Raw genomic sequence first — 22,102 nt, 5'->3', positions numbered from 1 at the left:
CGGTCAGTCCACCCCGAAGATCTTCTCCAGGTACGCCGCCACGCCGTCCTCGGAGTTCGCCCCGGTCACCTCGTCGGCGACCGCGAGGACGGCGGGGTGCGCGTTGGCCACCGCCACCCCGCGCCCGGCCCAGCTCAGCATCGGCACGTCGTTCGGCATGTCGCCGAAGGCCAGCACGTCCGCGGCCGCCACGCCGAGCCGGTCGCAGTACCAGTCGAGCCCGGCCGCCTTCGTCACCCCGGCCGCGGAGATCTCCACGAGCCCCGAGGACGACGAGTGCGTCGCCTCGGCCAACCCCGCCACCGCTGCCGCCACCAGTGCGACGAACGCGTCCGGGTCCTGCTCGCCGGCGCGGGCGAGCAACTTCACCGCGGGAAGCGAGAGCAGCTCCTCCGGTGTCTCGACCGGCCGGATCCCGTCGGGGTCGACGTCCCAGCGCAGCGGGTAGTCCGTTTCGTGCCGCATCTGGCGGCTGTCCATGATCTCCACGGCGAAGCTGATCCCGGGCACCTCGGCCCGCAGCCGCTCGGCCACCTCGGCCAGGTGCTGCGGCGCGAGCGGGTCGGCCCGCAGCACCTCGTCCCGCACCGGGTCGTAGACCACGGCGCCGTTGGCGCAGACCGCAGGCAGCGGCTCGGCCAGCTGGTCGTACACCATCTCCAGCCAGCGGACCGGACGGCCGGTGACCAGGACGACCGGCGTGCCTCGCGCGGTGATCCGCGCGAGCACGTCGGCGGTGCGCGGGCTGAGCGTGCGGTCGTCGCGGATCAGCGTGCCGTCGATGTCGGTGGCGACCAGCGCAGGGGTGTCTCGCATCACCGGGACAGTAGCCGGTCCAGGTACACCGCCACCCCGTCGTCGTCGTTGCGCAGGGTCACCTCGTCGGCGGCGGCACGCAGCGCGGGGTGCGCGTTGGCCACCGCGACCCGGGACCAGCCGGCCCACTCGAACATCGGCAGGTCGTTGGGCATGTCGCCGAAGACCAGGACGTCAGCGGGGTCGACCCCCAGGCTCTGCGCCACCACGGTCAGCCCGGTCGCCTTGTCCACGCCGGGCGGGCAGATCTCGATGAACCCGAGCCCGGCCTGGGTGAGCGAGGCAACCTGCGGCGAGACGATCCGGCGGGCCACCGCCAGCAGCTCGTCGACGTGGTGGTCGGCGGTCCGGGCGAAGGCCTTGATCACGTCACAGGAGAGGCATTCAGCGCGGCTGCGCGCCTCGAACCGGTCCTGGTAGGGCCAGCTCTCGTGGTAGTCACCCCAGAGCGGGGCGTCGTGCTCGTCGGACGCCTCGACCATCACGGTCAGCGGGCCGACCTCGGCCTCCAGGTCGGCGAGCAGCCGGGCCAGCACCTCGGCGGGCAGCCGCTCGTCGCGGAGCACCACCGGGCCGGTCGGGTCGCTCTGGTCGACCACCCGTCCACCGCCGGCCATCACCAGGAAGTCGGCGGCCCGGATGTCGTTGCGGGTCAGCTCGGTCAGGCGGGGGCCGCGTCCGGTCGCGCCGACCACCGGAATTCCGGCGGCCCGCACCCGGTCGAGCACCCCATGGGTGTACGCGGAGACGGTGTCATCGCTGCGGACCAGCGTTCCGTCGAGGTCGGTCGCGATCAGTTTGGGCAGTCCCGGGCGGGTCATCGTTCCTCCTTCGCCCGCCGCCGTCGCACCTGCCGAGGCCAGGGAAACCGAGGCCCGGCGTGACGGCGGGCAGCAACCGTACCTCGGGAAACGGGCCCGAACCATGTCTTCCAGGCGAATCGGGCACCAACTCCAGGCCCGTTCCCAACCTCCGCGATCTTGTACTTCCGGTCGCCGATACGCGGTGGAATGCGCCTTCTGTCGCTGCAGAAAGTGCAAGATCGGTGGGTCGGGGTCGGCCTGGCCGGCTCAGGTGTTGGGGTGTTCGGGGCGGGCGAACGGCGCCACCGCGGTCACGGTCAGGTCGGCCGGCGCGGGCGGGCCGTCCTCCTTCTCGACCGGGTCGAGGTGCCGACGGCGCCAGCCCTGCCCCGTCGCGGCCCCGGAACGGTTGTCCTCCGTCGGCGCGTTCGGGGCCAGCCGCAGGGCCGCGGCGAGCAGCACGCAGGCCACGAACGCCATCACCAGGCCGCGACCGTACTCGACCCGGAAGTTGTCCTCCGGCTCGTAGAAGTAGTTGCGCTGACCGGGGTCGTCGAGTGTCGCCGTCGCCGCGACCAGCAGTGCCAGCAGCGCCCCGCTCAGGGTGAACCCGACCAGTCGGGCGTTCGGCCGGACGGCCGCCGTGCCCCGCAGCGCCAGTGCCACCGTGCAGACCAGCCCGAGCAGACCGACCAGGTAGCCGATGCCGAAGCCGCCGACGTCGGACACCCCGGCGGGCACGTCGATCGAGGTGGCACCGGCCGGGCCGCCGTTCGGCAGAGTCATCACCAGCCACTCGCCGAGCAGCGAGGCCACCCCCGCCACCGCCCCGAGCCCGGCGAGCAGCACGGGCAGGCGGGGATCCCGGGTGATGCCGGCCAGGGACCCGCCGAGGCGGCGGCGCCCGGTGGCGGGCTCGTCGGCACCCCACTCGATCACGGCCGGCCCGTCGGACGGGTCGCCCTGCCGTGGGATGGGCAGCTCCTCGGACATCGGCCATCCTTCCGCCGGTCGCGGGCCTGCGTCGAATCATGGCACAGAGGGTCGTGCTGGTGCCGCTGCCGAAACCGCCCGCGTCGCGCCTCCGCCAGGGGTGACGGGAATCGCACGGCAGGCGTCGGTGCCGGTCGGTCGCTCGGGAGGCACCTTTCCGCTAGCGTTCTCCTCATGCCTATCCGTACCGCTTCCGCACAATGGCAGGGCAATCTCACCGAGGGTTCCGGCACCGTCCGCACCGGTAAGGGCGGCCTGTCCGGCAACTACTCCTTCAAGTCGCGCTTCGAGGAGGGTGAGGGCACCAACCCCGAGGAGCTGATCGCCGCCGCGCACGCCGGCTGCTTCTCGATGGCGTTCTCGAAGGCCCTCGCCGACGCCGGCTCGACGCCCACCTCGGTCGAGACCACCGCCAAGGTCCACCTGGACAAGACCGACGCCGGAATGAGCGTGACCCGGATCGACCTGGAGACCGTCGGCCAGGTGCCCGGGGTCGACGAGGCGGAGTTCCAGAAGCTCGCCGAGGCAGCCAAGGCCAACTGCCCGATCTCCCGGCTGCTCTCGCCGGGCGCCGAGATCACCCTCACCGCTCGCCTGGCTTCCTGACCCGGCGACGCACGCCGCACGTTCACGGAAGGAGCCTCCGCCCGGTCCCGGGCGGCCGCTCTCTTTCGTGAACGCGCGGCCCCGGCCGGGGTGGCCGCGCGTGAGCCGGCCGATTGGTGCGGCGTCGGGCAGAATGGACGCCGTGCCGGTGGACATGACTCGCGAGCGCTTCGAGGAGCTGGTGGCTGACGCCCTCGACGAGGTGCCCGAGGAACTGCTCGGCCTGATGAACAACGTGGTGATCCTGGTCGAGGACGACCCACCGCACACCGACCCCGACCTGCTCGGCCTCTATGAGGGGCACGCGCTCACCGATCGGGGTTGGGACTACGCCGGCGTGCTTCCGGACCGGATCTTCATCTACCGCCGTCCGATCCTGCGGATCTGCGACAGCGACGAGGACGTCGTCGACGAGGTCGCGGTGACCGTGGTGCACGAGATCGCCCACCACTTCGGGATCGACGACGCGCGACTGCACGCGCTGGGCTGGGGCTGACCCGGCCGCACACCGCCAGGTCAGAGCGCGGCACGCCGCTTCGCCGATGGCCCCTGGTTGCCGTGGTCGCCTACCGTCGGTGCAGCGACCGCGACCGTTTCAGGAGGCACCTTTCATGCGCAGCGAGCTGTTCTCGGCGGAAAATCTGGAGAAGGAGTCCGCGCAGGCCGGCATGCGGCTGCAGAACTCCAAGATGTTGAAGATCGAGCTCAACGGCGAGGCGATGGCCCGGGTCGGGTCGATGGTCGCCTACCAGGGCAACGTGCAGTTCCAGGCGCTGGGCTCGGGTGGGCTCGGCAAGTTCCTCAAGCAGAAGCTCACCGGCGAGGGTGTCCCGCTGATGAAGGTCACCGGCCAGGGTGACGTCTTCCTCGCCGAGCTGGCCAAGGACGTGCACATCATCGACCTGGAGCCGGGCGACGCCCTGTCCATCAACGGCTCCAGCGTGCTGGCCTTCGACTCGACCCTGCAGTACGACATCAGGATGGTCGGCGGCGCCGGGATGGCCTCCTCGTCCGGCCTGTTCAACTGCGTGTTCAGCGGGTACGGCAGGATCGCCATCACGACCAAGGGCACCCCGGTGGTGCTCAACGTGGACGCCCCGACGTACGTCGACCCGCAGGCCGCCGTCTGCTGGTCGGCCAACCTCCAGACCGGCTACCACCGGGCTGAGCAGCTCGGTCTTGGCACGCTGCTGGGCCGGCGCACCGGCGAGTCGTTCACGATGAGCTTCGCCGGTCAGGGCTTCGTGGTGGTGCAGCCGTCCGAGGAGCCGCCGGTCATGGGCAGCGGTCAGCAGCAGCAGGAGGGCGGTCTGCTCGGCGGTCTGCTGAGCTGACCACCGACGCGGGTACGGGCGCTCCCGGTCGCACCGGAGCGCCCGTACGCGTGTTGCTCGCCTGCTCGGCCGGTCAGCTCAACTCGCCGGTGCGCAGCCGGGCCAGCCAGGCCGCCGCATCGGCGTAGTCGACGTCGGAGAGGCCGGCCGGCGCGGGCACGGGCCGCTCGCCCGCCGCGTCGACCCAGCGATGCCGCGGGTACGACCCCAGGAAACGGACATCGGCGCACACCCGGCGCAGCCCCTGCAACGCCTCACCCAGGCGTACGTCGGCCACGTGGCCGGTGCAGTCGAGGAAGAAGACGTACCGGCCCAGGGCCTCGCCGGTCGGGCGGGACTCGATCCGGGTCAGGTTGACGCCGCGGACGGCCAGCTCCATCAACACCGACAGCAGCGCGCCGACCCGGTCGTGGGCGATGTAGACGGCCAGCGAGGTGAGGTCGTCGCCGGTCGGCGGTGGGGGTGGCCCGGGGCGGGAGACCAGGACGAAACGGGTCACCGCGTCGGGGTGGTCAGCGATCTTGTCGGCGAGCAGGGCGAGTCGGTGTCGGGCGGCCCCGATCGGGGCGCAGATCGCCGCGTCGTACTCGCCGGACCCGGCGCCGGCGGCTGCCGCGCCGTTGGAGAGCACGTCGACGACCACGGCGTCGGGTACGTGGTCACGCAGCCAGCCACGGCACTGGGTGGACGCCTGCGGGTGCGCCGCGACCGTGCGGACCGCCGACAGCGTCGTGCCCGCACGCGCGGCGAGCACGAACTCGACCGGCAGGATCACCTCTCGGGTGATCACCAGCGGGTCGCCCTCGACCATCTCGTCCAGGGTGACGCCGACCGCCCCGCCGATCGAGTTTTCCAGCGGCACCAGCGCCGCGTCAGCGTCCCCGGCCCGGACGCTGTCCAGGGCCTCACCGACGCTGCGGGCCGGAGTCCGGGTGCCACGCTCGGCGGCGGGGACGGTGCGCAGGGCCTGCTCGGCGAAGGTGCCCTCCGGGCCGAGGTAGACGAAGCGCGTGGGCGGTGTTCCGGGCATGTCGACCAGACTACGCACCCGGCTGGACCGCCGGAGAAGCATCGCAGGCGAGCGTACGGATCCCGGCTGGCCCGGTGGCGCGGACCTCGATGGTGCACACGTCGGTGCCGGCGGTGACCAGTTCCGGGGCGGTGGGCCGACCCCGGGTGACGACCTGAAGCTCCTCGTGCCCGGTCACCTCCAGCACGGTGTACTGCCAGTCGGCGGCGCACAGCGGCCCGGTGCGGACCCGGACCCGCACGTTGTCCGGGAGCACCGAGGCCCGGCCGCGCAGCAGCTGCACCACCCGCTGCCCGGTCGGACCGTTCCGGCAGGCCGTCGCGACCAGACCCGGGTCCCGGGTGGCCGACGGGGTGGAGAGCGGTGGGGCGCTCGGCACGGTGGACGGCGTGCCCGTCGGGACGCCGGTCGGGCCGGTCGCCGTCGGGGTGCCGGCGCCGGTGGGCACCCCGGCCGGGTCGCGCAGCTCGGGAGGGGCGCCGCAGCCGGTCAGCGCCCCGATGGTGAGGAGCGCCAGCAGGGCCCCGGCCACGGGCAGCGCGCGAACCGCCACGGGTGTGATGGCGGTTGTCGCCCGGGGCGGGGGAGCCGGGTGGCGGGGCGGGTCGAACGGCACGGGCCGATCCTCGGACATTGGGAAACGTCATCGCGGCCGGGGTGGCCGAGCCCATCGTAGGGCGAGCTGACGGCGGGGTGAAGCTCAGCCGAGGACGCGGTGCCCGGCGCGCTCCAGGGCGGCCGTGCCCTCGGTCAACCGGACGGTCGGCACCAGCACGTAGTCGGTGTCGAAGGTGGAGAACGTGACCACGCTGACCCGGGCCGCGGCGAGGGGGTCGACGAGCGCCGCCAGTGTTCCCGTGGCGTCCACGCCCGTCGGGCCGACGACGCGCAGACAGCGCCAGGTGGTCTCCACCACGGCCTGGGCGGGCACCCGGTCGGTCGGGCAGATCACCGAGATCCCGTCGGCGGTCCAGCTCACCGTGACCACGTCGGCGCGGCCCAGCCCACTCGACAGCGCGGCCGGCAGGGCGGTGTCGGCCCGCAACCGGCACACGGCGTACTCCCCCGGCAGCAGAGCGATATCGAGCATGAGGGCACCTTACGGCGTGGGTGTGGGCCCATCCCGCCATCGCCGCGTGCGGCGAACGACACATTGCGCCGCAGGTCAGGCGGCGAACGACATATTGCGCCGCAGGTCAGACGGCGAACGACACATTGCGCCGCAGGTCAGGCGGCGAACGACATATTGCGCCGCAGGTCAGACCTCGGAGAAGAAGGTGAGCGAGCCGGCCACGGCGCCGTTGGTGAGCACCGGGGTGGAGATCGCGTCCACCGTCGCGTCGGAGCTGTCCGGCGAGGCGGCCTGCACCCGCAGCAGCCCACGGGCGAGCCGGCCGGAGGAGAGCGCCAGCAGAGGCGGGATCTTGTCGATCTCGGCCTCGGTCAGCTCGCCCCGGTTGGCGGTGAAATCCAGCAGTCGCAGGCCGCCGTCGAGCAGCGGTCGCCCGATCAGGCCGGCCGGGTCGCCCAGACAGAGCAGCTCGCAGCCGGCGGCGGAGATGGCCACGACCCGGGTGTCGGCGTCGATCAGCAGGCAGGGCTCATCGGCCCGGTCGACCGTCGAGGACCACTGGCCGACGTTGTCGGACTCCAGCTCTGTCGAGGCCCGCGCCGACGGCACGAACACTTCCGAGAGCGAGAGTTCGACGTGGGCCACCGCGCCTCCTATGTCCACCGACGGACTGTCCACGCTAGCCGGTCGCCGACGGAATCACCGAGCGCACCAGGTCACCGGACCGCACAGCTCGAACCGGGGCGGCCGGCGACGGCGCGGGAGCCGGTGGGTAGTGGGGGACCGGGGCCGCGTGGCGTCGCCGGTGACGTTACCGGCGGTGGGCCGGCTTGTCAGCGGCCGTTCGGCCCTCGTCGTACCACCGGTAGTCGGCCGATGGACGGTAGGTGCCGTTCAGCCAGGTGCTCGGGTGCTGTGCCACCCGGGACAGCTTCTCGGCCGTGGCCGGGCTGATCCGGCTGCCACCGGCCACGAGGAGCCGATCCAGTTCCCGGTGGGTGGCCATCAGACAGTCCTTCGGAAGGCCGTAGACGCTGATCACGCCGGAGCCCACGAAGGTCAGCACCGGCGTCACCGGGATGGTCAGCCCCACCGCGTCGGAGAGGGCCTTGCTGGCCCGCCTGGCGTCCCGCCGGGCCTCGGTGACGTACGGAGGCCGCTTGCCGTTGATCTGCACGACGTCCCCGGCGACGAGCACCCGGGCCCGGCCGTGGTCGGCGATGGTCACCGCGAACAGGCCGCTCGGCCCGATGGCGAGGAACCCGGCGCGGTCCTCCTGGGTGCGGTCGAGCAGGACGTCCGCCACGTCGGTGCGGGGCCACTCGATGACGTGCCAGGCCGGCCCGAGATGGTCGAGCTGGCCGAGCGCGCGGGCTCCGGCCGCCTCCAGTCGACGGGCTCCCCGCTCGGCACGGCGGCGGCGGGCCCATTCGAGCGGTGTCGGACGGACCGGCTCCAGAGCCCCGGGCGACTCGACGCGGGGGTGGGGCACCGCGATGGGCGGCAGTGCCCTGGCGGTCGGTACGGCTCGTCGTGCGGGAAAGACAGTCATCGTCGTCGACCTCCGGCAAAAGGTCCCTCGAAGTTATGTCCTCACTACCCTACGTTGCCACTCCCGGTGTTCGGCAAGCCGGAGCGCCGGAGTGACTGTGGATGAATGCCATATTCATCCACAGTTCTTTTGTCGGATGCCGCCAAACCCTGCCCTACGCTGCGGGGGTGACCCACTACGTCGACAGTGAAGTCGGCCGGCTCGGCACCGTGTTGCTGCACCGGCCCGGCCCGGAACTGGCCCGGCTCACCCCTCGCAACAACGACTCACTCCTGTTCGACGCGATCCCCTGGGTCGGCCGCGCCCAGGAGGAGCACGACGCGTTCGCGGCCGCGCTGCGCGAGCGCGGGGTCGAGGTGCTCTATCTGGCCACCCTGCTGGCCGAGACGCTGGCCGTCGAGGATGCCCGCGCCGAGTTGACCGAGGAGGTGCTGCGCTCCCGTCGACTCGGCGACACGCTCCGCGCCCGGGTCGCCGACCACCTCGCCTATCTGGACCCGGCCGCGCTGGCCGACGTGCTCACCGCCGGGCTCGCCCACGAGGAGCTGCGGATCAGCTCGGAGCGGCCGGGCGGGCTGGTCTACACCCTGATGGACCGGCACGACTTCGTCATCGACCCGCTGCCGAACCTGCTCTTCACCCGGGACTCGTCGTTGTGGATCGGTGACCGGGTCGGTGTCACCAGCCTGGCCATGCCGGCCCGCCGCCGGGAGACCACCCTGACCGACGCCATCTACCGCCACCATCCGCGCTTCGCCGGCACCGAGTTCGTCTACCGCCCCAATCTGGAGCACCTGGAGGGCGGGGACGTCCTGCTGCTCGCACCGGGCGTCCTGGCGGTCGGGGTGGGCGAGCGGACCACCCCGGCCGGCGCCGAACGCCTCGGCCGGCAGGTCTTCGCCGCCGGGCTGGCCCACACCATCCTGGTGGTGCCGATCGCGCAGAAGCGCGCCACCATGCACCTGGACACCGTGTGCACGATGGTCGACGCCGACGCCGTGCTGATGTATCCGAACATCGCCAGCACGCTCTCGGCGTACACCGTGATCGCCGGCGCGGACGGCGAGGACCCACGTGTGGACGGCCCGGCGCCCTTCCTGCGGGCCGCCGCCGACGCGATGGACCTGGACCAGCTCCGGGTCATCGACACCGGCCTGGACCCGGTCACCGCGGAACGCGAGCAGTGGGACGACGGCAACAACACCCTCGCCCTGGCGCCCCGGCTCTGCGTCGGCTATGAGCGCAACACCGAGACCAACGCGCAGTTGGAGCGGGCCGGCATCGAGGTCATCCCGATCGCCGGCTCGGAGCTGGGCTCCGGCCGGGGAGGCCCGCGCTGCATGTCCTGCCCGATCGTGCGCGACCCGCTGCCGGTCAACGGGTGAACGGGCCGCGCGTCGGGGTCAGCGGAGGGTGAGCTGACGGCCGAGCAGCCCCTGGCGGGCCCGCCGGCCGGCGGCGTCCAGCGGTTCGGTGGTGGCGAGCGCCTCCGCGTACCGCTTGGCGAACTGCGCGACCGGGTCCTCCCAGTCGTCGGCCGGAGTCTCCTCCGGCAGGTCCCACACCGGCACCAGCCGGCCGTGCGCGCGGAACATCCCGGCGAACTTGGTCTGCTCGCCGAGCGTCAGCGTGCCAGCCGCGCCGAGGCGGGCCAGCGCGTCCAGTGCGGCGTCCTCGTCGTCCGGGAGCACCCAGCGCACGTGCGCCTTCTCCGGGACCTGGCACCAGTACGCGGCCTTCGCGGCGGTCATCCGCACGGTCGGGTAGATGGCGGCGTTCGCCCGCTCCAGCGACGCCTGGACGCTCGGGTCGTCGGTCGCGCCGGGGTCGAGCCAGAACTCGAACCCGTCGTGCATGGTGATCTCCAGCGGGCCGTCCACCAGGATGTCCTGCAGTCGCGGCCCGGGACCGGGCAGCGGTGGTACGGACACCTGGCCGCCCGGCTCGGTCCGCAGCGCGCAGAGCAGCGCCTCGGCCAGGTCCCGGGAGACGTCGCCGGACTGCTGGTGGCGTTGCAGACCGATGAGCACCCGGCCGTCCGGCTTGCTCACCGCCGGCGCGGCCATCGGCAGCACCGTGGCCAGCGTGGCCGACCGGTCCCCGAATTCCTCGACGAGGGCGGGCGCCAGCCGCAGCGGCGCGGACGCGGCGGGCACCAGCTCGCGCAGCGCGATCCACTCGGACTCGTCGGCCAGCCCCTCGAACGGTCGCGGCACGAAGACGTCGCGCACCTTGTCCTTCCGGGGCGCGGTGTCGGCGGCGGTTCGCTGGCTCTTTCGACGCTTGCTCACGGCGTCACAGCCTAAGGCCCCGCCCGTCCCGCCGTGGGCCGGACCCACCCACCCCACCGCTTGTTGATCATGAAGTTATTGTCACCGCGCACGGCGTGTCGTGGCAATAACTTCATGATCAACGATGTCAGGCGGCTGGTACCAGGTCGGGGTGGGAGGCGGGGGTGGGGTCGAACTCCGCCCACACGCGCTGGCCCATGCCGTCGCGCTCGACGCCCCAGCGAGTCGCCAGGCCGGCCACGATGTGCAGACCCCGCCCGTCCGCGGCGTCCGGGCTGGCCGTGCGGATCCGCGGGCTGGTGCCCGCGCCGCCGTCGGTCACCCGCAACTGGATCCGCGGGCCCTCGGCCGAGGCTCGCAGCCGCCACGCCACCCGGACCACGCCGCCGGGCAGCGGCCGGGCGTGCCGGACCGAGTTGCCCACCAGCTCGGCGAGCACCGCGATCAGATCCGCGAGAAGCGCCGGCGTCACGACGTCAGCCAGGTCGTCGGCGAGCCGGTGTCGCGCCAGTCGTGCGCCGGCGGCATGGTGGGGAACCACCACGCACCACGCCCGATCCCTCACTGCCGCTGCCACCGTCGCCTCCACGTCGCGCCACCGTCGGTCAACCGCGCGGTAGCCGCACCTCTGCGACCGTACCGCCGTCGGTCCTCGGACGTAGGGATACCCATCCATTCTGTTGTTCAACGATCCGGCGGACGAGATAGAGGCCGAGCCCCGCTCCCGGGTAGCCGCGCCGGTCGCCGGACTCGCCCTGCCAGAACCGGTCGAACGCCCGCTCCACGTGCTCCGGCCGGATGCCGATGCCCCGGTCACTGACCCGGAACGCGACCAACTGGCCGTCCACCCCGGCGGTGATCTCGATGGGGGAGCCCGGCGGCGAGTACTTGCCAGCGTTGGTCGCCAGCTCGGTCAGCACGGTGGCCAGGCTGGGCCGGTGGCCGAGCGCCTTGGGCAGGTCGGCGGGGAGGCGCAGCGTCAGCCGGTGCCGCAGCTCCGCCGGCAGGTCCACGATGGCGGCGCGCAACGCCTCAGCGAGGTCGAACGGGGTCGGTGGGTCGTCCCCCGGCCCCGCCTCGGCCGCCGAGGAGAGCAGCCGGTCGACCAGCCGGGCCAGCTCGTTGGCGCGCTGCCCGATCACCCGGGCGGCCTGTCGCCGGTCTCCCTCGGTCAGCGACTCCCAGTGGTCGGTGAGGGTGTCCGCGTACCCCTTGATGACGGTGACCGGCGTGCGCAGCTCGTGGCTGGTGACCGCGACGAACAGCTCCCGGTCGTGATCGCGGCGCTGCTGGTCGGTGATGTCGCGGAAGGTGACCACCCGCAGCGCGCCCGGGCCGGGCAGGTCGCCGGAGGTGATGCGCAGCCAGCGCCCGTCCGGCAGCCGGTGGTCGCGGACCTGCCCGGAGGGCGGCAACGGAAACGGCAGCGGGCCTTTCAACGCCTGCTCCGCTGTCCGGCCGGTGACCTGGGCGGCGGCCGGGTTCCAGAGCCGGACGTGGCCGTCCCGGTCGACCACCGCCAGCCCGTCGGCGAGTGCCGCCACCACCGGCCCGTCGCCGTGCACCGGCAACCCGCTCTGGTCGCCGTACATGTGCCCGACGCACGAGGCGAGGTAGGCGACCACCCCCCGCTGCTCGGCGTCCGGCTCGTCGTCTCCCGCATAGAGGGCGTGCAGGCTGCCGACGGTGTGACCGCCGATCTCGGCTCGGGCCACCACCATCCGGCGTAACCCGCTGCCGGCCAGCTCAGCGGCGAGCTTGCCGTTGAGGTCGGTCACCCGAACCTGGGCCACCCGTGGCCCGGAGAGCAGGCAGACGGTGTCCGGGTCGTCCGCCGCGAGCGGTCGGCCGAGCGCCCACTCCGCCGCGCCGGTCGCCGCGATCACCCGGCCACCGGTCGGGCCGAACTCGACGAACGCCATGCCGGTCGCGCCCAGCGCCGGTTGGGTTACCCGGAGCAGCTGGGTGAGGACCGGCAGGCCCGCGTCCCCAGCATTGATCGACTCGATCGCGACGGTGTGGCCGGCGAGAAGAGCGGGAAAATCGATACGCTCCGGCATGTGCCGAGTCTGCCCCGCCGGCACGGCTTTCGGCACCCCCGGTTGTCGCGTAGGTGCAGGCGCTGCCGGCGGTCGGCACGCTGGACGGCCAGCTCGGCGTGGGGGCCCGTTCAGCGGTCCCGCCGGGCCAGGACGTGGGCCGGGCGGTCGGTGATGATCCCGTCCACCTCCTCGGCCAGCACCAACTCCACGTCGGCCGGCTCGTTGACGGTCCAGACGTACACCTGGTTGCCGGCGGCGCGCAGCGCGGGCAGCAGGTGCGGGCGGGCCCGGACCAGGCCGATGCCCGGCCCGGCGATGCGGGCGCCGAACGGCAGCCGGCCCAGCCGCAGCCAGGGCGGCAGCACCTCCAACAGCAGCACCGTGGGCAGCGCCGGGGCCAGCTCCCGGACCCGTCGGACGGCCAGCGGGGAGAACGACATGACGGTGAGCTGGACGGGGTCGTCCGGTGCCGGGTCGGCCAGCCCGTACCGCCGCAGCAGCTCGACCAACCGCCGTTCCACGGTCGAGCCGTAGCGGGACGGATGCTTCGTCTCCACCAGCAGCCGGACCGGCCGCCCGGCGGCGAGCACCGCGTCGAGCAGCCGGGCCAGCGTCAACAGCCGGGTGTGCGACTCGTCCGGCGGCAGGTCACCGCTCGGCGCGCTGCCGGGATGCCAGGAACCGAAGTCCAGGGCGTCCAGCTCGGCGAGGGTGCGCGCGCTGACCAGACCGCGGCCGTTGCTGGTGCGGTCCAGTCGCCGGTCGTGGACGCAGACCAGATGCCCGTCGCGGGTCAGCCGGACGTCGCACTCCAGCCCGTCGGCACCCTCGTCGAGGGCGCGCAGGTACGCGGCGAGGGTGTGCTCCGGAAGGTCGTACGAGGCGCCGCGGTGCGCGAAGACCAGAGGACCGCCCATCCCGGCCGCCTCAGATGACCTGGCCGGGCTGCCCGTTCGCGTCGACCACCGGACGGCCGACCGCTGCCCACTGGCGCATCCCGCCGTCGGCGTTTCGCACCTGCTCCCAGCCGTTGTTGACCAGGTAGGCGACGACCTGGGCGGAACGTCCACCGGAGCGGCAGATGACGGCCACGTCCCGGTCGGTGGGCACCTCGGCCAGCCGCGCCGGCAGCTCCATCATCGGCAGGTGGTGGGCGGTGGGTGCGTGGCCGGCCGCCCATTCGTCGGCCTCCCGCACGTCGAGCAGGTAGGTGTCGTCGGCGATCTGGGTCACGGGCACGGTGGGAACCTGGGGTCCGAACACAGGAAGCAACACTAGATCCTCGCGGGCCGGATCGGCACCGACCCGGCCGTCGGTACGGTCACAACCGGGTCACCCAGCGGGGATTGGCCTGCGCCCAGGCCGGTACGCGGGTCCCCCGGACGGCCTCGAAGAGCCCGTTGCCGCCGTTGTCGAGCACCACGTACGAAACCTGGTCGATGGTCTGCGGCGACGAGGGCACCTCAACGCCGCGCATCCCGTCGGGCGGCAGCGCGCGGAGCGCGAGGAGCAGATCCTCCAGGGGTACGCCGTTGGTGTCGACGGTCAACGAGCCGCCGACCGCGCGGAGCACCTGGTCCAGTTTGACGGGGTTGTTGCGCAGGTCGGCTTTGCCGGCGCTGTCCAGCATCGCCCGCAGGAGTTGCTGCTGGTGGCGCTGCCGGTCGAAGTCGCCGTTGGGCAGGTCGTAGCGCTGCCGTACGTAGTCCAACGCCTGCGCGCCGTCCATCCGCTGGCAGCCGGTGGGAAACACGCGGTTGGTGTGGATCGAGCGGACCTGGGTGTCCACGCACATCTGCACCCCGCCGAGGAGGTCGATCACCTTCCGGAAGCCGGAGAAGTCGATCAGCGCGGCGCCGTCGAAGCGGATGCCGGTGAGCCGGTTCAGGGTGACGGAGAGCAGTCGGGTGCCGGCCTGCCCGCCGCCGCCGTGCTCGTACGCAGCATTGATCTTGTCTGGACCGCCGCCGAAGCCGTTCGCGGGCGGGATGGAGACCAGCAGGTCACGCGGGATGGAGACCAGGTACGCCTCCCGCCGCCCGGCGGGCACGTGCACGATGAGGATGGTGTCCGAGCGCTGGTCCGGTTCGCTGCTGCCGGCGCGTCGGTCGGTGCCGATGAGCAGGTAGTTGAGCGGCCCGTCCAGGTCGGTCCGGTCGGTGCGGGCGTCGGCGTCGAGCAGCTGCTCCTTGGCCACCGTACGGTCGTACCGGTGGGTCAGCGTCTTGAGCCCGATCTGGGCGAGCCCGGCCAGCAGGACGAGGGCCAGACCGACGCCGAGCAGGAGGCGTGACCAGCGGGCGCGGCGGGGCGCGGCCGGGCGTGCCCGGTCCGCTGCGTTCCGGCCCCACCTGGACGTGACCGCCTCCCCGCAGCCGATACGTGAAACCTGCTCACGTCAGGCTACGGGCGGTAGCGAACCGGTCGTCGGGCTTTCCGCGACTTCGAACGACGCGGCCTGAGGCGACGCGGCCCGAGGCGACGCCGCCTCAGGCGAGGCGGCGTGAAGCGACGCGGCGGCCGTCACTTGCGGCCGGAGATCACCTCGGGGTGTGTGAAGACGAACTCGGCGAGCTTGTCCTGCTTGACCGCCTGGAACATCTGCATCGTTTCCTCGTTCAACGCCTCACGGTTGTTGCCGTTGCCGTTGAAGCTGCCGTTGTTGGTCTTCAGCATGGTCAACTCGTTAGCGGTGACCCCACGCATGGTGAAGATGAAGTTCTCGATCGGCACGCCGCCGGTGTCCAGGACGAACGCCTTGCCGGCCGCCTTGATCAGCTGGTTCAGCTTGGCCGGGTTGGTCAGCATGCCGCCGTCGGTGGCCTTGCGGGCCATCGCCTTGATCAGTTGCTGCTGGTTCTGCTGCCGGTCGTAGTCGCCGCCGGGGAGGCCGTAGCGCTGCCGGGCGTAGTCGAGGGCGGCCCAGCCCTCCATCTCCTGGCAGCCCTTCTTGTGCACGACGGGCGTCATCGTCTTGCCGGTCTTCTTGGCGTCCGCGTTCCACATGGGCTTGCCGTCGACGAACGACATGTGCTTCGACTTGACCTCGTAGCTGACGCAGATCTTCACGGTGCCCAGGGTGTCGATGACGTTCTTGAAGCCACCGAAGTTGATGATCGCCGCGCCGTCGAAGCTGATCCCGGTGAGCCGCTTGATCGTCTGCGCCATCAGCTGGGCGCCGCCCTCCCAGCCGCCACCGTTGCGGGCGCCGGCCTGGAACGCGGCATTGATCTTGTCGGTGCCGCCGGTGAAGCCGCTCTTCTTGAAGGGCGGAATCTGCGCCTCGGTGTCGCGGGGGATCGAGATCAGGTACGCCTGGTCGTGCGAGGCCGGGATGTGCAGGATGATGATGCTGTCCGAGCGGACGTCGTCGGCGGCCCAACGCTCGCGCGCGTCCACGCCGAGCAGCAGCATGTCGATCGGACCGTCGAGGCTCGCGCCGCCCTCCGCGTCGGTCTTGCCGGCATCACCGAGCAGGTTGCGTTGGGCGATGTCGCCGGTCGCCTGGCCGATCAGCACCTTGGTGCCGACGATGGCCACCCCGCTGCTGAGCATCAGCACCGCGCCGAAGATCACGGTCAGTCGGGCCCAGAGCGGATCCTTGCGGCGGGGCCGCTTCTTCGCCGGCCCCTTCCCGCCTGTCCGGCCGTTGCCGCCACCCGGCGGGCGACCGCCCGGACCACCGTTCGACGGGCCCGGCTGCACCGGTATGGACGCGGCGATCCGGCCGCTCGGCGCGGCGGATCCGGCGGACGAAGGGCGACGGCTGGCCTGAACCGGCATGCGTGCTCCAGCTCGTGATCAGGAGGGGGGCCGCCCCACTGTACGTACATCAATTCGACTTTGCGAGTTCATCTGGACTCAATTGGGACGACAGGTGCCGTCAACCGGGCGATCGTCCCCATTCGATGACCGTAAAGGCGAGGTCGGCTCGCTTCAGGGTGGACCGCGTCGCCGCCGACGCGGTCCACCCCTGCGCTCAGCCGCCGTCGGTGCTCTTCGGCGGGTTGGCCTTGACCCAGTCCGCCATGGTGTCCGCTGACATGGCCCGGTACATCGCCAGCGCCTTCTCCCGGTCGGACACCACCACCGACTCGCCGTTGATGGTGTCGCTGCCCGAGTTCGGGCTGGTCAGGAACGTGAGGTTCTGCCCACGCAGGTTGCGGAACTGCACCGCCATGTCCGTCACCGAGAAGCCCTGGTCGACGGTCACCGCGGCGGTCACCGACTTGAGGAAGTCGTTGAGCTTCTTCGGGTTCGCCAGGGTGCCGGTGCTCGCCGCCTTGTCCATCAGCGCCCGGAGGAACTCCTGCTGGTGCCGCATCCGGGCGAAGTCGCCGTCCGGGAACTGCTTGCGCTGCCGGATCCAGTCCAGCGCCTCGGCGCCGTCCATGTGGTTGGTGCCCTTGGTGAACGTCCGGTACGGCTTGTGGATCGAGGTGATCGTCCGCTCCACCTTCAGGTCCACTCCGCCGAGGGCGTCGGTGACCTCCTTGAAACCGCCGAAGTCGATCGCCATCACGTGGTCGATCCGGACGTCGGTGAAGCACTCCACGGTGCGGACCGCCAGCGGCAGGCCACCGAACGCGAACGCCGCGTTGATCTTCGCGCGCTGGCCGGAGCCGCAGTCCGCCCCGGCGCTCTGCGGGATCGGCACGTACAGGTCACGCGGGATGGAGACCAGGTACGCCGACTGGTGGTCGGCCGGGATGTGCATCACGATGACCGTGTCGGCCCGCCACTGGCTCTTGGTGTCGACCGGCGCGTCCGGGTCCCGGGAGTCGCTGCCGACCAGCAGGATGTTCAACGCGCCGTCGACGGGCTTCGCCGGCCGACCGCCGGTGATCTCCGCGAACGGGTCCGTGCGGGCCAGGTCGTTGTCGAGGTTGCGCGCGTACAGCCAGGCGCCCAGGCCGCCGAGCAGCGCGAGCACCAGCACCGCGATCCCGGCCACCAGGCCGATCCGTCCCCAGCGCGGCCGGGGGCCACGCCGTCCCGGCCCGCCGGCCCCACCGGGCCCGCCCGGTCCCGTCGGCCCCGCCGGGCCGCCCGGACCGGGCTGCTGCTCGTCGTACGGCGGGTACCAGCGCGCCTCGGCGGGACGCGCGCGTCCGGAGGCGCCCCGGTCGGGGCTGGGCACCGAGGCGCGCCCGGCGCTGCGGTGCAGGTGCGGGTGAGGAACGCCGGCAGAGGTCGCTGACATGTAACTCAGGGTACGTAGCGGGAGCCACTACCGCCCTCAGGCGACACTCAGCTCGCGGTGCTCCGCCGTGAGCTGGTTACCCTAGCCGCGCCCGGAAATACTCGATCGTGCGTCGCAGGCCGTCTTCGGGCGTCACGGTCGGCTCGTATCCGAGCAGTTCACGGGCGAGGGTCAGATCGGGGCGGCGCATCTCCGGGTCGTCCGAGCTGCGGGTGATGTACGTCACCTGCGAGCTGCTGTCGGAGAGCGACACGATCAACTCGGCGAGTTGACGCATGGACATCTCGTGCTCGGTGCCGCAGTTGACCGGGCCGGTCTCGGTCGAGTCGAGCAGCAGCAGGATGCCCCGCACCAGGTCCTCGACGAAGCAGATCGACCGGGTCTGGTTGCCGGTGCCGTGCACGGTGATCGGCTCGCCGCGCAGCGCTTGGGAGATGAAGGTGGGGATGGCCCGGCCGTCGTCCGGGCGCATCCGCGGGCCGTACGTGTTGAAGATCCGGACGATCGCCGCGTCCAGCCCGCGGTAGCGGTGGTACGCCATCGTGGCCGCCTCGGAGAAGCGCTTCGCCTCGTCGTAGACGCTGCGGACGCCGATGGGGTTGACGTTGCCCCAGTAGGTCTCGCGCTGCGGGTGCTCCTTCGGGTCCCCGTACGCCTCAGAGGTGGAGGCCATCAGGAACCGGGCGCCGTCGGCGACCGCGCGCTCCAGCAGGTGCAGGGTGCCCACCGAGCCGACCCGGAGGATCTCCACGGGCAGTTGCGCGAAGTCGGTGGGGCTGGCCGGCGAGGCCATGTGCAGGATCGCGTCGAACCGCTCGGCCATTGCCGGGTGGTGCGTCGGCAGGCCGTCGGAGAGGTCCGCCTCGACCAGGGTGAAGGTTGGCCGGTCGAGCAGGTGGGCGACGTTCTCCTTGGAGCCGGTGACGAAGTTGTCCAGCGCCACCACCGTGCAGCCCCGGGCGATCAGGGAGTCGACCAGGTGCGACGGGACGAAACCGGCGCCGCCGGTGACGAGAACGCGGTGACCGGAACCGAAGCGCTCAGCAACCTTCATGCCGGTCAGCCTACCGACCCCTGTTTACCGCAAGAGGCCCCCTGTTGACGCGTGGCGTCAACAGGGGGCCCGTGCCGCGGGTCAGTGGGCGCCCGAACCGGTGAGGGCGCGCACCTCCAGCTCCGCGTACTTCGCCTCGTCGTTCTCCTTCGAGATGAGGGTGCCGATCCACCCGCACAGGAAGCCGAACGGGATGGAGAGGATGCCCGGGTTGGACAGCGGGAACCACTGCCAGTCGTGGTCCGGGAACATCGACGTCGCCGCGCCCGAGACCACCGGCGAGAAGAACACCAGCAGCACGGCCGAGAGCAGACCGCCGTAGATCGCCCACACCGCGCCGGAGGTGTTGAACCGCCGCCAGAACAGGCTGTAGAGGATCGCCGGCAGGTTGCCCGAGGCGGCGACCGCGAAGGCCAGCGCCACGAGGAACGCCACGTTGAGGTTCTGCGCGTAGATCGACAGGAGGATGGAGATCGCGCCGATCACCAGGGCGGAGATCCGGGCGACCCGTACCTCCTGGCGCTCCGACGTCTCGCCCTTCTTCAGGACGTTCGCGTAGAAGTCGTGCGCCAGGCTGGACGAGGAGGCCAGGGTCAACCCGGCGACCACCGCCAGGATGGTGGCGAAGGCGACCGCCGCGATGATCGCGAGCAGGGCCGCTCCACCGAGGTCGCCGCCGAAGAAGTCGATGCCGAGCGCCTCGGCCAGCTGCGGCGCGGCGGTGTTGCCGGCCTTGTCCTGCGCGGTGATCGCCTTGCTGCCCACCAGCGCCGCCGCACCGAAGCCGAGGGCCAGGGTGAGCAGGTAGAAGGTGCCGATGATGCCGATGGCCCAGAGCACGCTCTTGCGGGCCGCCTTGGCGGTCGGCACGGTGTAGAAGCGGATCAGGATGTGCGGCAGGCCGGCCGTGCCGAGCACCAGCGCGATGCCGAGCGACAGCAGGTCGACCTTGTTGTAGAAGGTCTGTGTCGCGTTACCCGCCACCTCGACGCCGTAGCGCAACCCCGGTTCGAGGAACGCGCTGCCCTTGCCCGAGGACGCGGCGGCGTCGCCGAGCAGCGACGACAGGTTGAACTTGTACTTCGCCAGCACCAGGATGGTCATCAGCAGCGCGCCGGTCATCAGCAGGAACGCCTTGACGATCTGCACGTAGGTGGTGCCCTTCATGCCACCCACGGTCACGTAGATGATCATCAGAGCGCCGACCATGATGATGGTCGCCACCTTGGCGGTGGCCGCGTCCATGCCGAGGAAGGTCGTTCCCGGCTTGATGCCGAGCAGCAGCGCGACCAGCGCGCCGGCGCCCACCATCTGGGCCAGCAGGTAGAAGATCGACACCGTGATGGTGGAGACCGCCGCCGCCGTCCGCACCGGACGCTGACGCATCCGGAAGGCCAGCACGTCGGCCATCGTGTACCGGCCGGAGTTGCGCAGCAGTTCGGCGACCAGCAGGAGCGCCACCAGCCAGGCGACCAGGAAGCCGATCGAGTAGAGGAAGCCGTCGTAGCCGTAGAGGGCGATGATGCCGGCGATGCCGAGGAACGAGGCGGCGGACATGTAGTCGCCGCCGATCGCCATGCCGTTCTGGAAGCCGGAGAAGGAACGACCGCCCGCGTAGAAGTCGGTCGCCGTCTTCGTCTGCCGGCTGGCCCAGATGGTGATGCCCAGGGTCACCGCCACGAACACCAGGAACAACGTGATCGTCAGGTTGCGGGCCGTGTGGTTGCCGGCCTCGGCCGCGAGGAGCGGATTAGCCACGAGGACCGTCTTCATGGGTCACCTCCCCGATCTCGGCACGGATCCGGTCGGCGACCGGGTCGATCTTCCGGTCCGCGTACCGGGAGTAGAGCCAGGCGATCACGAACGTGGAGACGAACTGGAGCAGGCCGAAGACCAGCGCGACATTGATGTTGCTGCCGAACAGCTTCGTGCCCATGAAGTCCCGGGCGTACGCGGAGAGAATGACATAGAGCGCATACCACAGGAAGAACGCGACGGTCATCGGGAAGACGAAGCCGCGTAGCGCGCGGCGCAGCCCGGCGAACTCGTCCGACCGTTGCACGGCCAGGTACTTGTCCGGCTGGGAAGCGGTCGGCGCGGGTGTGTCCGTGGACATCTGTGGATCACCACCTTCACAGGCGTCGGGGGTAGTTTCGCGCACCGTAGAGAGCAGGCTCCCCGACGGGGAAGGCCGAGATCGACCCTGGTCGTCGAGTGCGCCGAGCGGTTGGCTGGCTGCGCCGAGTGACCCAGGTCACTCCGGTGACCGGTCGGTCCGGACGGGCGGCCCAGGTCAGCCCGGCAGCTCGTGGTAGCGCCCCCGGTAGTGCAGCAGCGGCGTGGCCTCCTCGGCCAGGTCGACCACCTCGATGGTGGCCTCCACCAGCAGACCCCAGCCGTACTCCCGGGCGGTGTCCAGGCGGCAGCCCACCCAGCCGCCGGCGTCGGTCGGCACCGGCCCGTAGGGCGTCTCGGTCCACGTGCCGGTGGCGAACAGCCCACCCGGGGCGGGAAAGAGGCCGGCGAACCGGTCGGCGAGCTGGCGGTGCGCCGGGCCGAGCGGCGCGACCGCGAACCGTCCCGCCTCCTCGACAGCGGCCCAGAGGTCGGACTCCGCGTCGATCAACCCGAGCAGCCGGTCCGGCTCCCCCTCGGCGACCAGGGTGGACGAGACGGTCAGGCCCGCCGGGCCGGGCGCCGTCCAGAGGGTCACCGGCGCGGCGAGCCGGCCCCGCAGCCGGCGGACCGGCGACCGCTGCCCGGTCGGCACCGCGAACGGGTCGGTGTGGTGGATCTCGGCACCCGGCTCATGATTCACGTGAAACATTGTGCCGCCCCGGCCCCGCGCCCAACCCAGGAAGCGCTCGTGCAGGTCGGCGGGTCGCCCGTTGAGCCGGGCGAGCTGATCGCCCGCCTCCACCATCAGGGTGCCCAGGTAGACCAGCAGCGCGGTGCGGTCGTGCCGGTAGTCGGCGAGCAGCGCCAGCCGCGCCGGCTGGCACGGCCAGGGCGCGCCGCAGCCCCGACACCGCCACAGCGGCCGCATCGGCACGTGCGGCCGGCTCACCACGGCCCTCCGTTCGCCAGCACCGGCAGCACCCGCCGGCCTTCGCGCGCTCTGGGCGGAGGACGGCTCGCGGTGGTGTCCGGCGTCCGGGCGCGACATGCCGCGCCCCGGCCCGCGCCGCCCCGGGCGCCGCCCGTCGGCCGCGCGCCCGCCGGTGGCCGATCCGGCACGGCCGTCGACACCACGGCCTTCCTCCTGAGGTACGACCACCGCGCCCCGTTCCCACCGAGGACTGACCC

24 protein-coding genes are annotated in these 22,102 nt (G+C 71.8%); 4 read left to right on the top strand and 20 right to left on the bottom strand.

From position 1 onward, the window contains the following. Positions 1-3: 3 nt before the first annotated feature. From ACFYPH_RS10045 to ACFYPH_RS10035, 3 genes are all read right to left on the bottom strand, one after another. A complete protein-coding gene (locus ACFYPH_RS10045) occupies positions 4-816 on the bottom strand; it encodes an HAD family hydrolase (RefSeq protein ID WP_354855803.1) in 813 nt (270 codons plus the stop codon). Then, positions 816-1,637 carry an HAD family hydrolase gene (locus ACFYPH_RS10040; RefSeq protein ID WP_363935545.1) on the bottom strand — a complete coding sequence of 274 codons (822 nt, stop codon included), beginning with the start codon at positions 1,635-1,637 and terminating at the stop codon, positions 816-818. The genes ACFYPH_RS10045 and ACFYPH_RS10040 overlap by 1 nt, the downstream gene beginning before the upstream one ends. 249 nt (positions 1,638-1,886) lie before the next feature. Next, positions 1,887-2,612, bottom strand: a complete 726-nt coding sequence (locus ACFYPH_RS10035; RefSeq protein WP_354855805.1) for a hypothetical protein — start codon at positions 2,610-2,612, stop codon at positions 1,887-1,889. A 174-nt stretch (positions 2,613-2,786) separates the two neighbouring features. Here ACFYPH_RS10035 and ACFYPH_RS10030 point away from each other — a divergent pair, with 174 nt between their 5' ends. From ACFYPH_RS10030 to ACFYPH_RS10020, 3 genes are all read left to right on the top strand, one after another. Then, positions 2,787-3,218 carry an OsmC family protein gene (locus ACFYPH_RS10030; protein WP_007453754.1) on the top strand — a complete coding sequence of 144 codons (432 nt, stop codon included), beginning with the start codon at positions 2,787-2,789 and terminating at the stop codon, positions 3,216-3,218. A 148-nt stretch (positions 3,219-3,366) separates the two neighbouring features. Continuing rightward, positions 3,367-3,714, top strand: a complete 348-nt coding sequence (locus tag ACFYPH_RS10025) for a metallopeptidase family protein (RefSeq protein ID WP_354855823.1) — start codon at positions 3,367-3,369, stop codon at positions 3,712-3,714. A 115-nt stretch (positions 3,715-3,829) separates the two neighbouring features. Beyond that, positions 3,830-4,552, top strand: coding sequence for an AIM24 family protein (locus ACFYPH_RS10020; protein WP_234582643.1), 723 nt, complete (start codon positions 3,830-3,832; stop codon positions 4,550-4,552). Between the two features lie 73 nt (positions 4,553-4,625). On the opposite strand, the gene pheA is transcribed toward ACFYPH_RS10020, so the two are convergent. The 5 genes from pheA to ACFYPH_RS09995 form a co-directional block, all read right to left on the bottom strand. Next, entirely contained in the window at positions 4,626-5,582 is a 957-nt protein-coding gene (gene pheA, locus ACFYPH_RS10015; protein WP_355063437.1) for a prephenate dehydratase, read from the bottom strand. A 10-nt stretch (positions 5,583-5,592) separates the two neighbouring features. Then, complete coding sequence (locus tag ACFYPH_RS10010; RefSeq protein WP_387180718.1) at positions 5,593-6,216, bottom strand: hypothetical protein; 624 nt, start codon at positions 6,214-6,216, stop codon at positions 5,593-5,595. A 66-nt stretch (positions 6,217-6,282) separates the two neighbouring features. Next, entirely contained in the window at positions 6,283-6,672 is a 390-nt protein-coding gene (locus ACFYPH_RS10005; protein WP_354855808.1) for an ACT domain-containing protein, read from the bottom strand. A 168-nt stretch (positions 6,673-6,840) separates the two neighbouring features. Further along, positions 6,841-7,299, bottom strand: coding sequence for a hypothetical protein (locus ACFYPH_RS10000; RefSeq protein WP_354855809.1), 459 nt, complete (start codon positions 7,297-7,299; stop codon positions 6,841-6,843). A gap of 166 nt (positions 7,300-7,465) precedes the next feature. After that, positions 7,466-8,206: a hypothetical protein gene (locus tag ACFYPH_RS09995; protein ID WP_354855810.1), complete on the bottom strand. Its 741-nt coding sequence runs from the start codon at positions 8,204-8,206 to the stop codon at positions 7,466-7,468. Positions 8,207-8,373: 167 nt separating this feature from the next. Between ACFYPH_RS09995 and ACFYPH_RS09990 the strand changes: the two genes are divergently transcribed. Then, entirely contained in the window at positions 8,374-9,591 is a 1,218-nt protein-coding gene (locus tag ACFYPH_RS09990; protein WP_355063441.1) for an arginine deiminase, read from the top strand. Positions 9,592-9,609: 18 nt separating this feature from the next. Here ACFYPH_RS09990 and ACFYPH_RS09985 read toward each other — a convergent pair whose 3' ends face one another. The 12 genes from ACFYPH_RS09985 to ACFYPH_RS09930 form a co-directional block, all read right to left on the bottom strand. Beyond that, positions 9,610-10,497, bottom strand: a complete 888-nt coding sequence (locus ACFYPH_RS09985; RefSeq protein WP_355133809.1) for a DUF5926 family protein — start codon at positions 10,495-10,497, stop codon at positions 9,610-9,612. 127 nt (positions 10,498-10,624) lie between these two features. Then, a complete protein-coding gene (locus ACFYPH_RS09980) occupies positions 10,625-11,041 on the bottom strand; it encodes an ATP-binding protein (RefSeq protein WP_355063530.1) in 417 nt (138 codons plus the stop codon). A 61-nt stretch (positions 11,042-11,102) separates the two neighbouring features. Further along, positions 11,103-12,557, bottom strand: a complete 1,455-nt coding sequence (locus ACFYPH_RS09975) for a PAS domain-containing sensor histidine kinase (RefSeq protein ID WP_363939072.1) — start codon at positions 12,555-12,557, stop codon at positions 11,103-11,105. Positions 12,558-12,667: 110 nt separating this feature from the next. Continuing rightward, complete coding sequence (locus tag ACFYPH_RS09970; RefSeq protein WP_354855815.1) at positions 12,668-13,456, bottom strand: glycerophosphodiester phosphodiesterase family protein; 789 nt, start codon at positions 13,454-13,456, stop codon at positions 12,668-12,670. A gap of 10 nt (positions 13,457-13,466) precedes the next feature. After that, positions 13,467-13,802 (bottom strand): rhodanese-like domain-containing protein, encoded by a 336-nt coding sequence (locus ACFYPH_RS09965; RefSeq protein WP_354855816.1) that lies wholly within the window; start codon positions 13,800-13,802, stop codon positions 13,467-13,469. Positions 13,803-13,860: 58 nt separating this feature from the next. Further along, a complete protein-coding gene (locus ACFYPH_RS09960) occupies positions 13,861-14,823 on the bottom strand; it encodes an LCP family protein (RefSeq protein WP_363939075.1) in 963 nt (320 codons plus the stop codon). A 239-nt stretch (positions 14,824-15,062) separates the two neighbouring features. After that, positions 15,063-16,322 carry an LCP family protein gene (locus ACFYPH_RS09955; RefSeq protein WP_354855817.1) on the bottom strand — a complete coding sequence of 420 codons (1,260 nt, stop codon included), beginning with the start codon at positions 16,320-16,322 and terminating at the stop codon, positions 15,063-15,065. Between the two features lie 196 nt (positions 16,323-16,518). Then, positions 16,519-17,742, bottom strand: a complete 1,224-nt coding sequence (locus ACFYPH_RS09950; RefSeq protein ID WP_387180710.1) for an LCP family protein — start codon at positions 17,740-17,742, stop codon at positions 16,519-16,521. A 76-nt stretch (positions 17,743-17,818) separates the two neighbouring features. Further along, positions 17,819-18,796 carry an NAD-dependent epimerase/dehydratase family protein gene (locus tag ACFYPH_RS09945; RefSeq protein ID WP_354855819.1) on the bottom strand — a complete coding sequence of 326 codons (978 nt, stop codon included), beginning with the start codon at positions 18,794-18,796 and terminating at the stop codon, positions 17,819-17,821. Positions 18,797-18,877: 81 nt separating this feature from the next. Beyond that, positions 18,878-20,569, bottom strand: a complete 1,692-nt coding sequence (locus ACFYPH_RS09940) for a cation acetate symporter (RefSeq protein WP_354857360.1) — start codon at positions 20,567-20,569, stop codon at positions 18,878-18,880. Beyond that, positions 20,547-20,912: a DUF485 domain-containing protein gene (locus tag ACFYPH_RS09935; protein WP_234582629.1), complete on the bottom strand. Its 366-nt coding sequence runs from the start codon at positions 20,910-20,912 to the stop codon at positions 20,547-20,549. Before ACFYPH_RS09935 ends, ACFYPH_RS09940 begins: the two co-directional genes overlap by 23 nt. A 177-nt stretch (positions 20,913-21,089) precedes the next feature. After that, positions 21,090-21,842 carry a flavin reductase family protein gene (locus ACFYPH_RS09930; protein WP_355063532.1) on the bottom strand — a complete coding sequence of 251 codons (753 nt, stop codon included), beginning with the start codon at positions 21,840-21,842 and terminating at the stop codon, positions 21,090-21,092. Between the last annotated feature and the right edge of the window lie 260 nt (positions 21,843-22,102).

The sequence above is a fragment of the Micromonospora sp. NPDC005252 genome (genome assembly GCF_042872475.1).
Taxonomy (GTDB): domain Bacteria; phylum Actinomycetota; class Actinomycetes; order Mycobacteriales; family Micromonosporaceae; genus Micromonospora.
The sequence above is the reverse complement of the archived record's forward strand: the minus strand, read 5'-3'. Positions and strand labels throughout refer to the sequence as shown.

Bases quoted from the DNA above. Each gene is read 5' to 3' on its own strand.
- ACFYPH_RS10045 (WP_354855803.1), bottom strand. From the start codon at position 816: ATGCGAGACACCCCTGCGCTGGTCGCCACCGACATCGACGGCACGCTG.
- ACFYPH_RS10040 (WP_363935545.1), bottom strand. From the start codon at position 1,637: ATGACCCGCCCGGGACTGCCCAAACTGATCGCGACCGACCTCGACGGA.
- ACFYPH_RS10035 (WP_354855805.1), bottom strand. From the start codon at position 2,612: ATGTCCGAGGAGCTGCCCATCCCACGGCAGGGCGACCCGTCCGACGGG.
- ACFYPH_RS10030 (WP_007453754.1), top strand. From the start codon at position 2,787: ATGCCTATCCGTACCGCTTCCGCACAATGGCAGGGCAATCTCACCGAG.
- ACFYPH_RS10020 (WP_234582643.1), top strand. From the start codon at position 3,830: ATGCGCAGCGAGCTGTTCTCGGCGGAAAATCTGGAGAAGGAGTCCGCG.
- pheA (WP_355063437.1), bottom strand. From the start codon at position 5,582: ATGCCCGGAACACCGCCCACGCGCTTCGTCTACCTCGGCCCGGAGGGC.
- ACFYPH_RS10010 (WP_387180718.1), bottom strand. From the start codon at position 6,216: ATGTCCGAGGATCGGCCCGTGCCGTTCGACCCGCCCCGCCACCCGGCT.
- ACFYPH_RS10005 (WP_354855808.1), bottom strand. From the start codon at position 6,672: ATGCTCGATATCGCTCTGCTGCCGGGGGAGTACGCCGTGTGCCGGTTG.
- ACFYPH_RS09995 (WP_354855810.1), bottom strand. From the start codon at position 8,206: ATGACTGTCTTTCCCGCACGACGAGCCGTACCGACCGCCAGGGCACTG.
- ACFYPH_RS09975 (WP_363939072.1), bottom strand. From the start codon at position 12,557: ATGCCGGAGCGTATCGATTTTCCCGCTCTTCTCGCCGGCCACACCGTC.
- ACFYPH_RS09970 (WP_354855815.1), bottom strand. From the start codon at position 13,456: ATGGGCGGTCCTCTGGTCTTCGCGCACCGCGGCGCCTCGTACGACCTT.
- ACFYPH_RS09955 (WP_354855817.1), bottom strand. From the start codon at position 16,322: ATGCCGGTTCAGGCCAGCCGTCGCCCTTCGTCCGCCGGATCCGCCGCG.
- ACFYPH_RS09950 (WP_387180710.1), bottom strand. From the start codon at position 17,742: ATGTCAGCGACCTCTGCCGGCGTTCCTCACCCGCACCTGCACCGCAGC.
- ACFYPH_RS09945 (WP_354855819.1), bottom strand. From the start codon at position 18,796: ATGAAGGTTGCTGAGCGCTTCGGTTCCGGTCACCGCGTTCTCGTCACC.
- ACFYPH_RS09940 (WP_354857360.1), bottom strand. From the start codon at position 20,569: ATGAAGACGGTCCTCGTGGCTAATCCGCTCCTCGCGGCCGAGGCCGGC.
- ACFYPH_RS09935 (WP_234582629.1), bottom strand. From the start codon at position 20,912: ATGTCCACGGACACACCCGCGCCGACCGCTTCCCAGCCGGACAAGTAC.
- ACFYPH_RS09930 (WP_355063532.1), bottom strand. From the start codon at position 21,842: ATGCGGCCGCTGTGGCGGTGTCGGGGCTGCGGCGCGCCCTGGCCGTGC.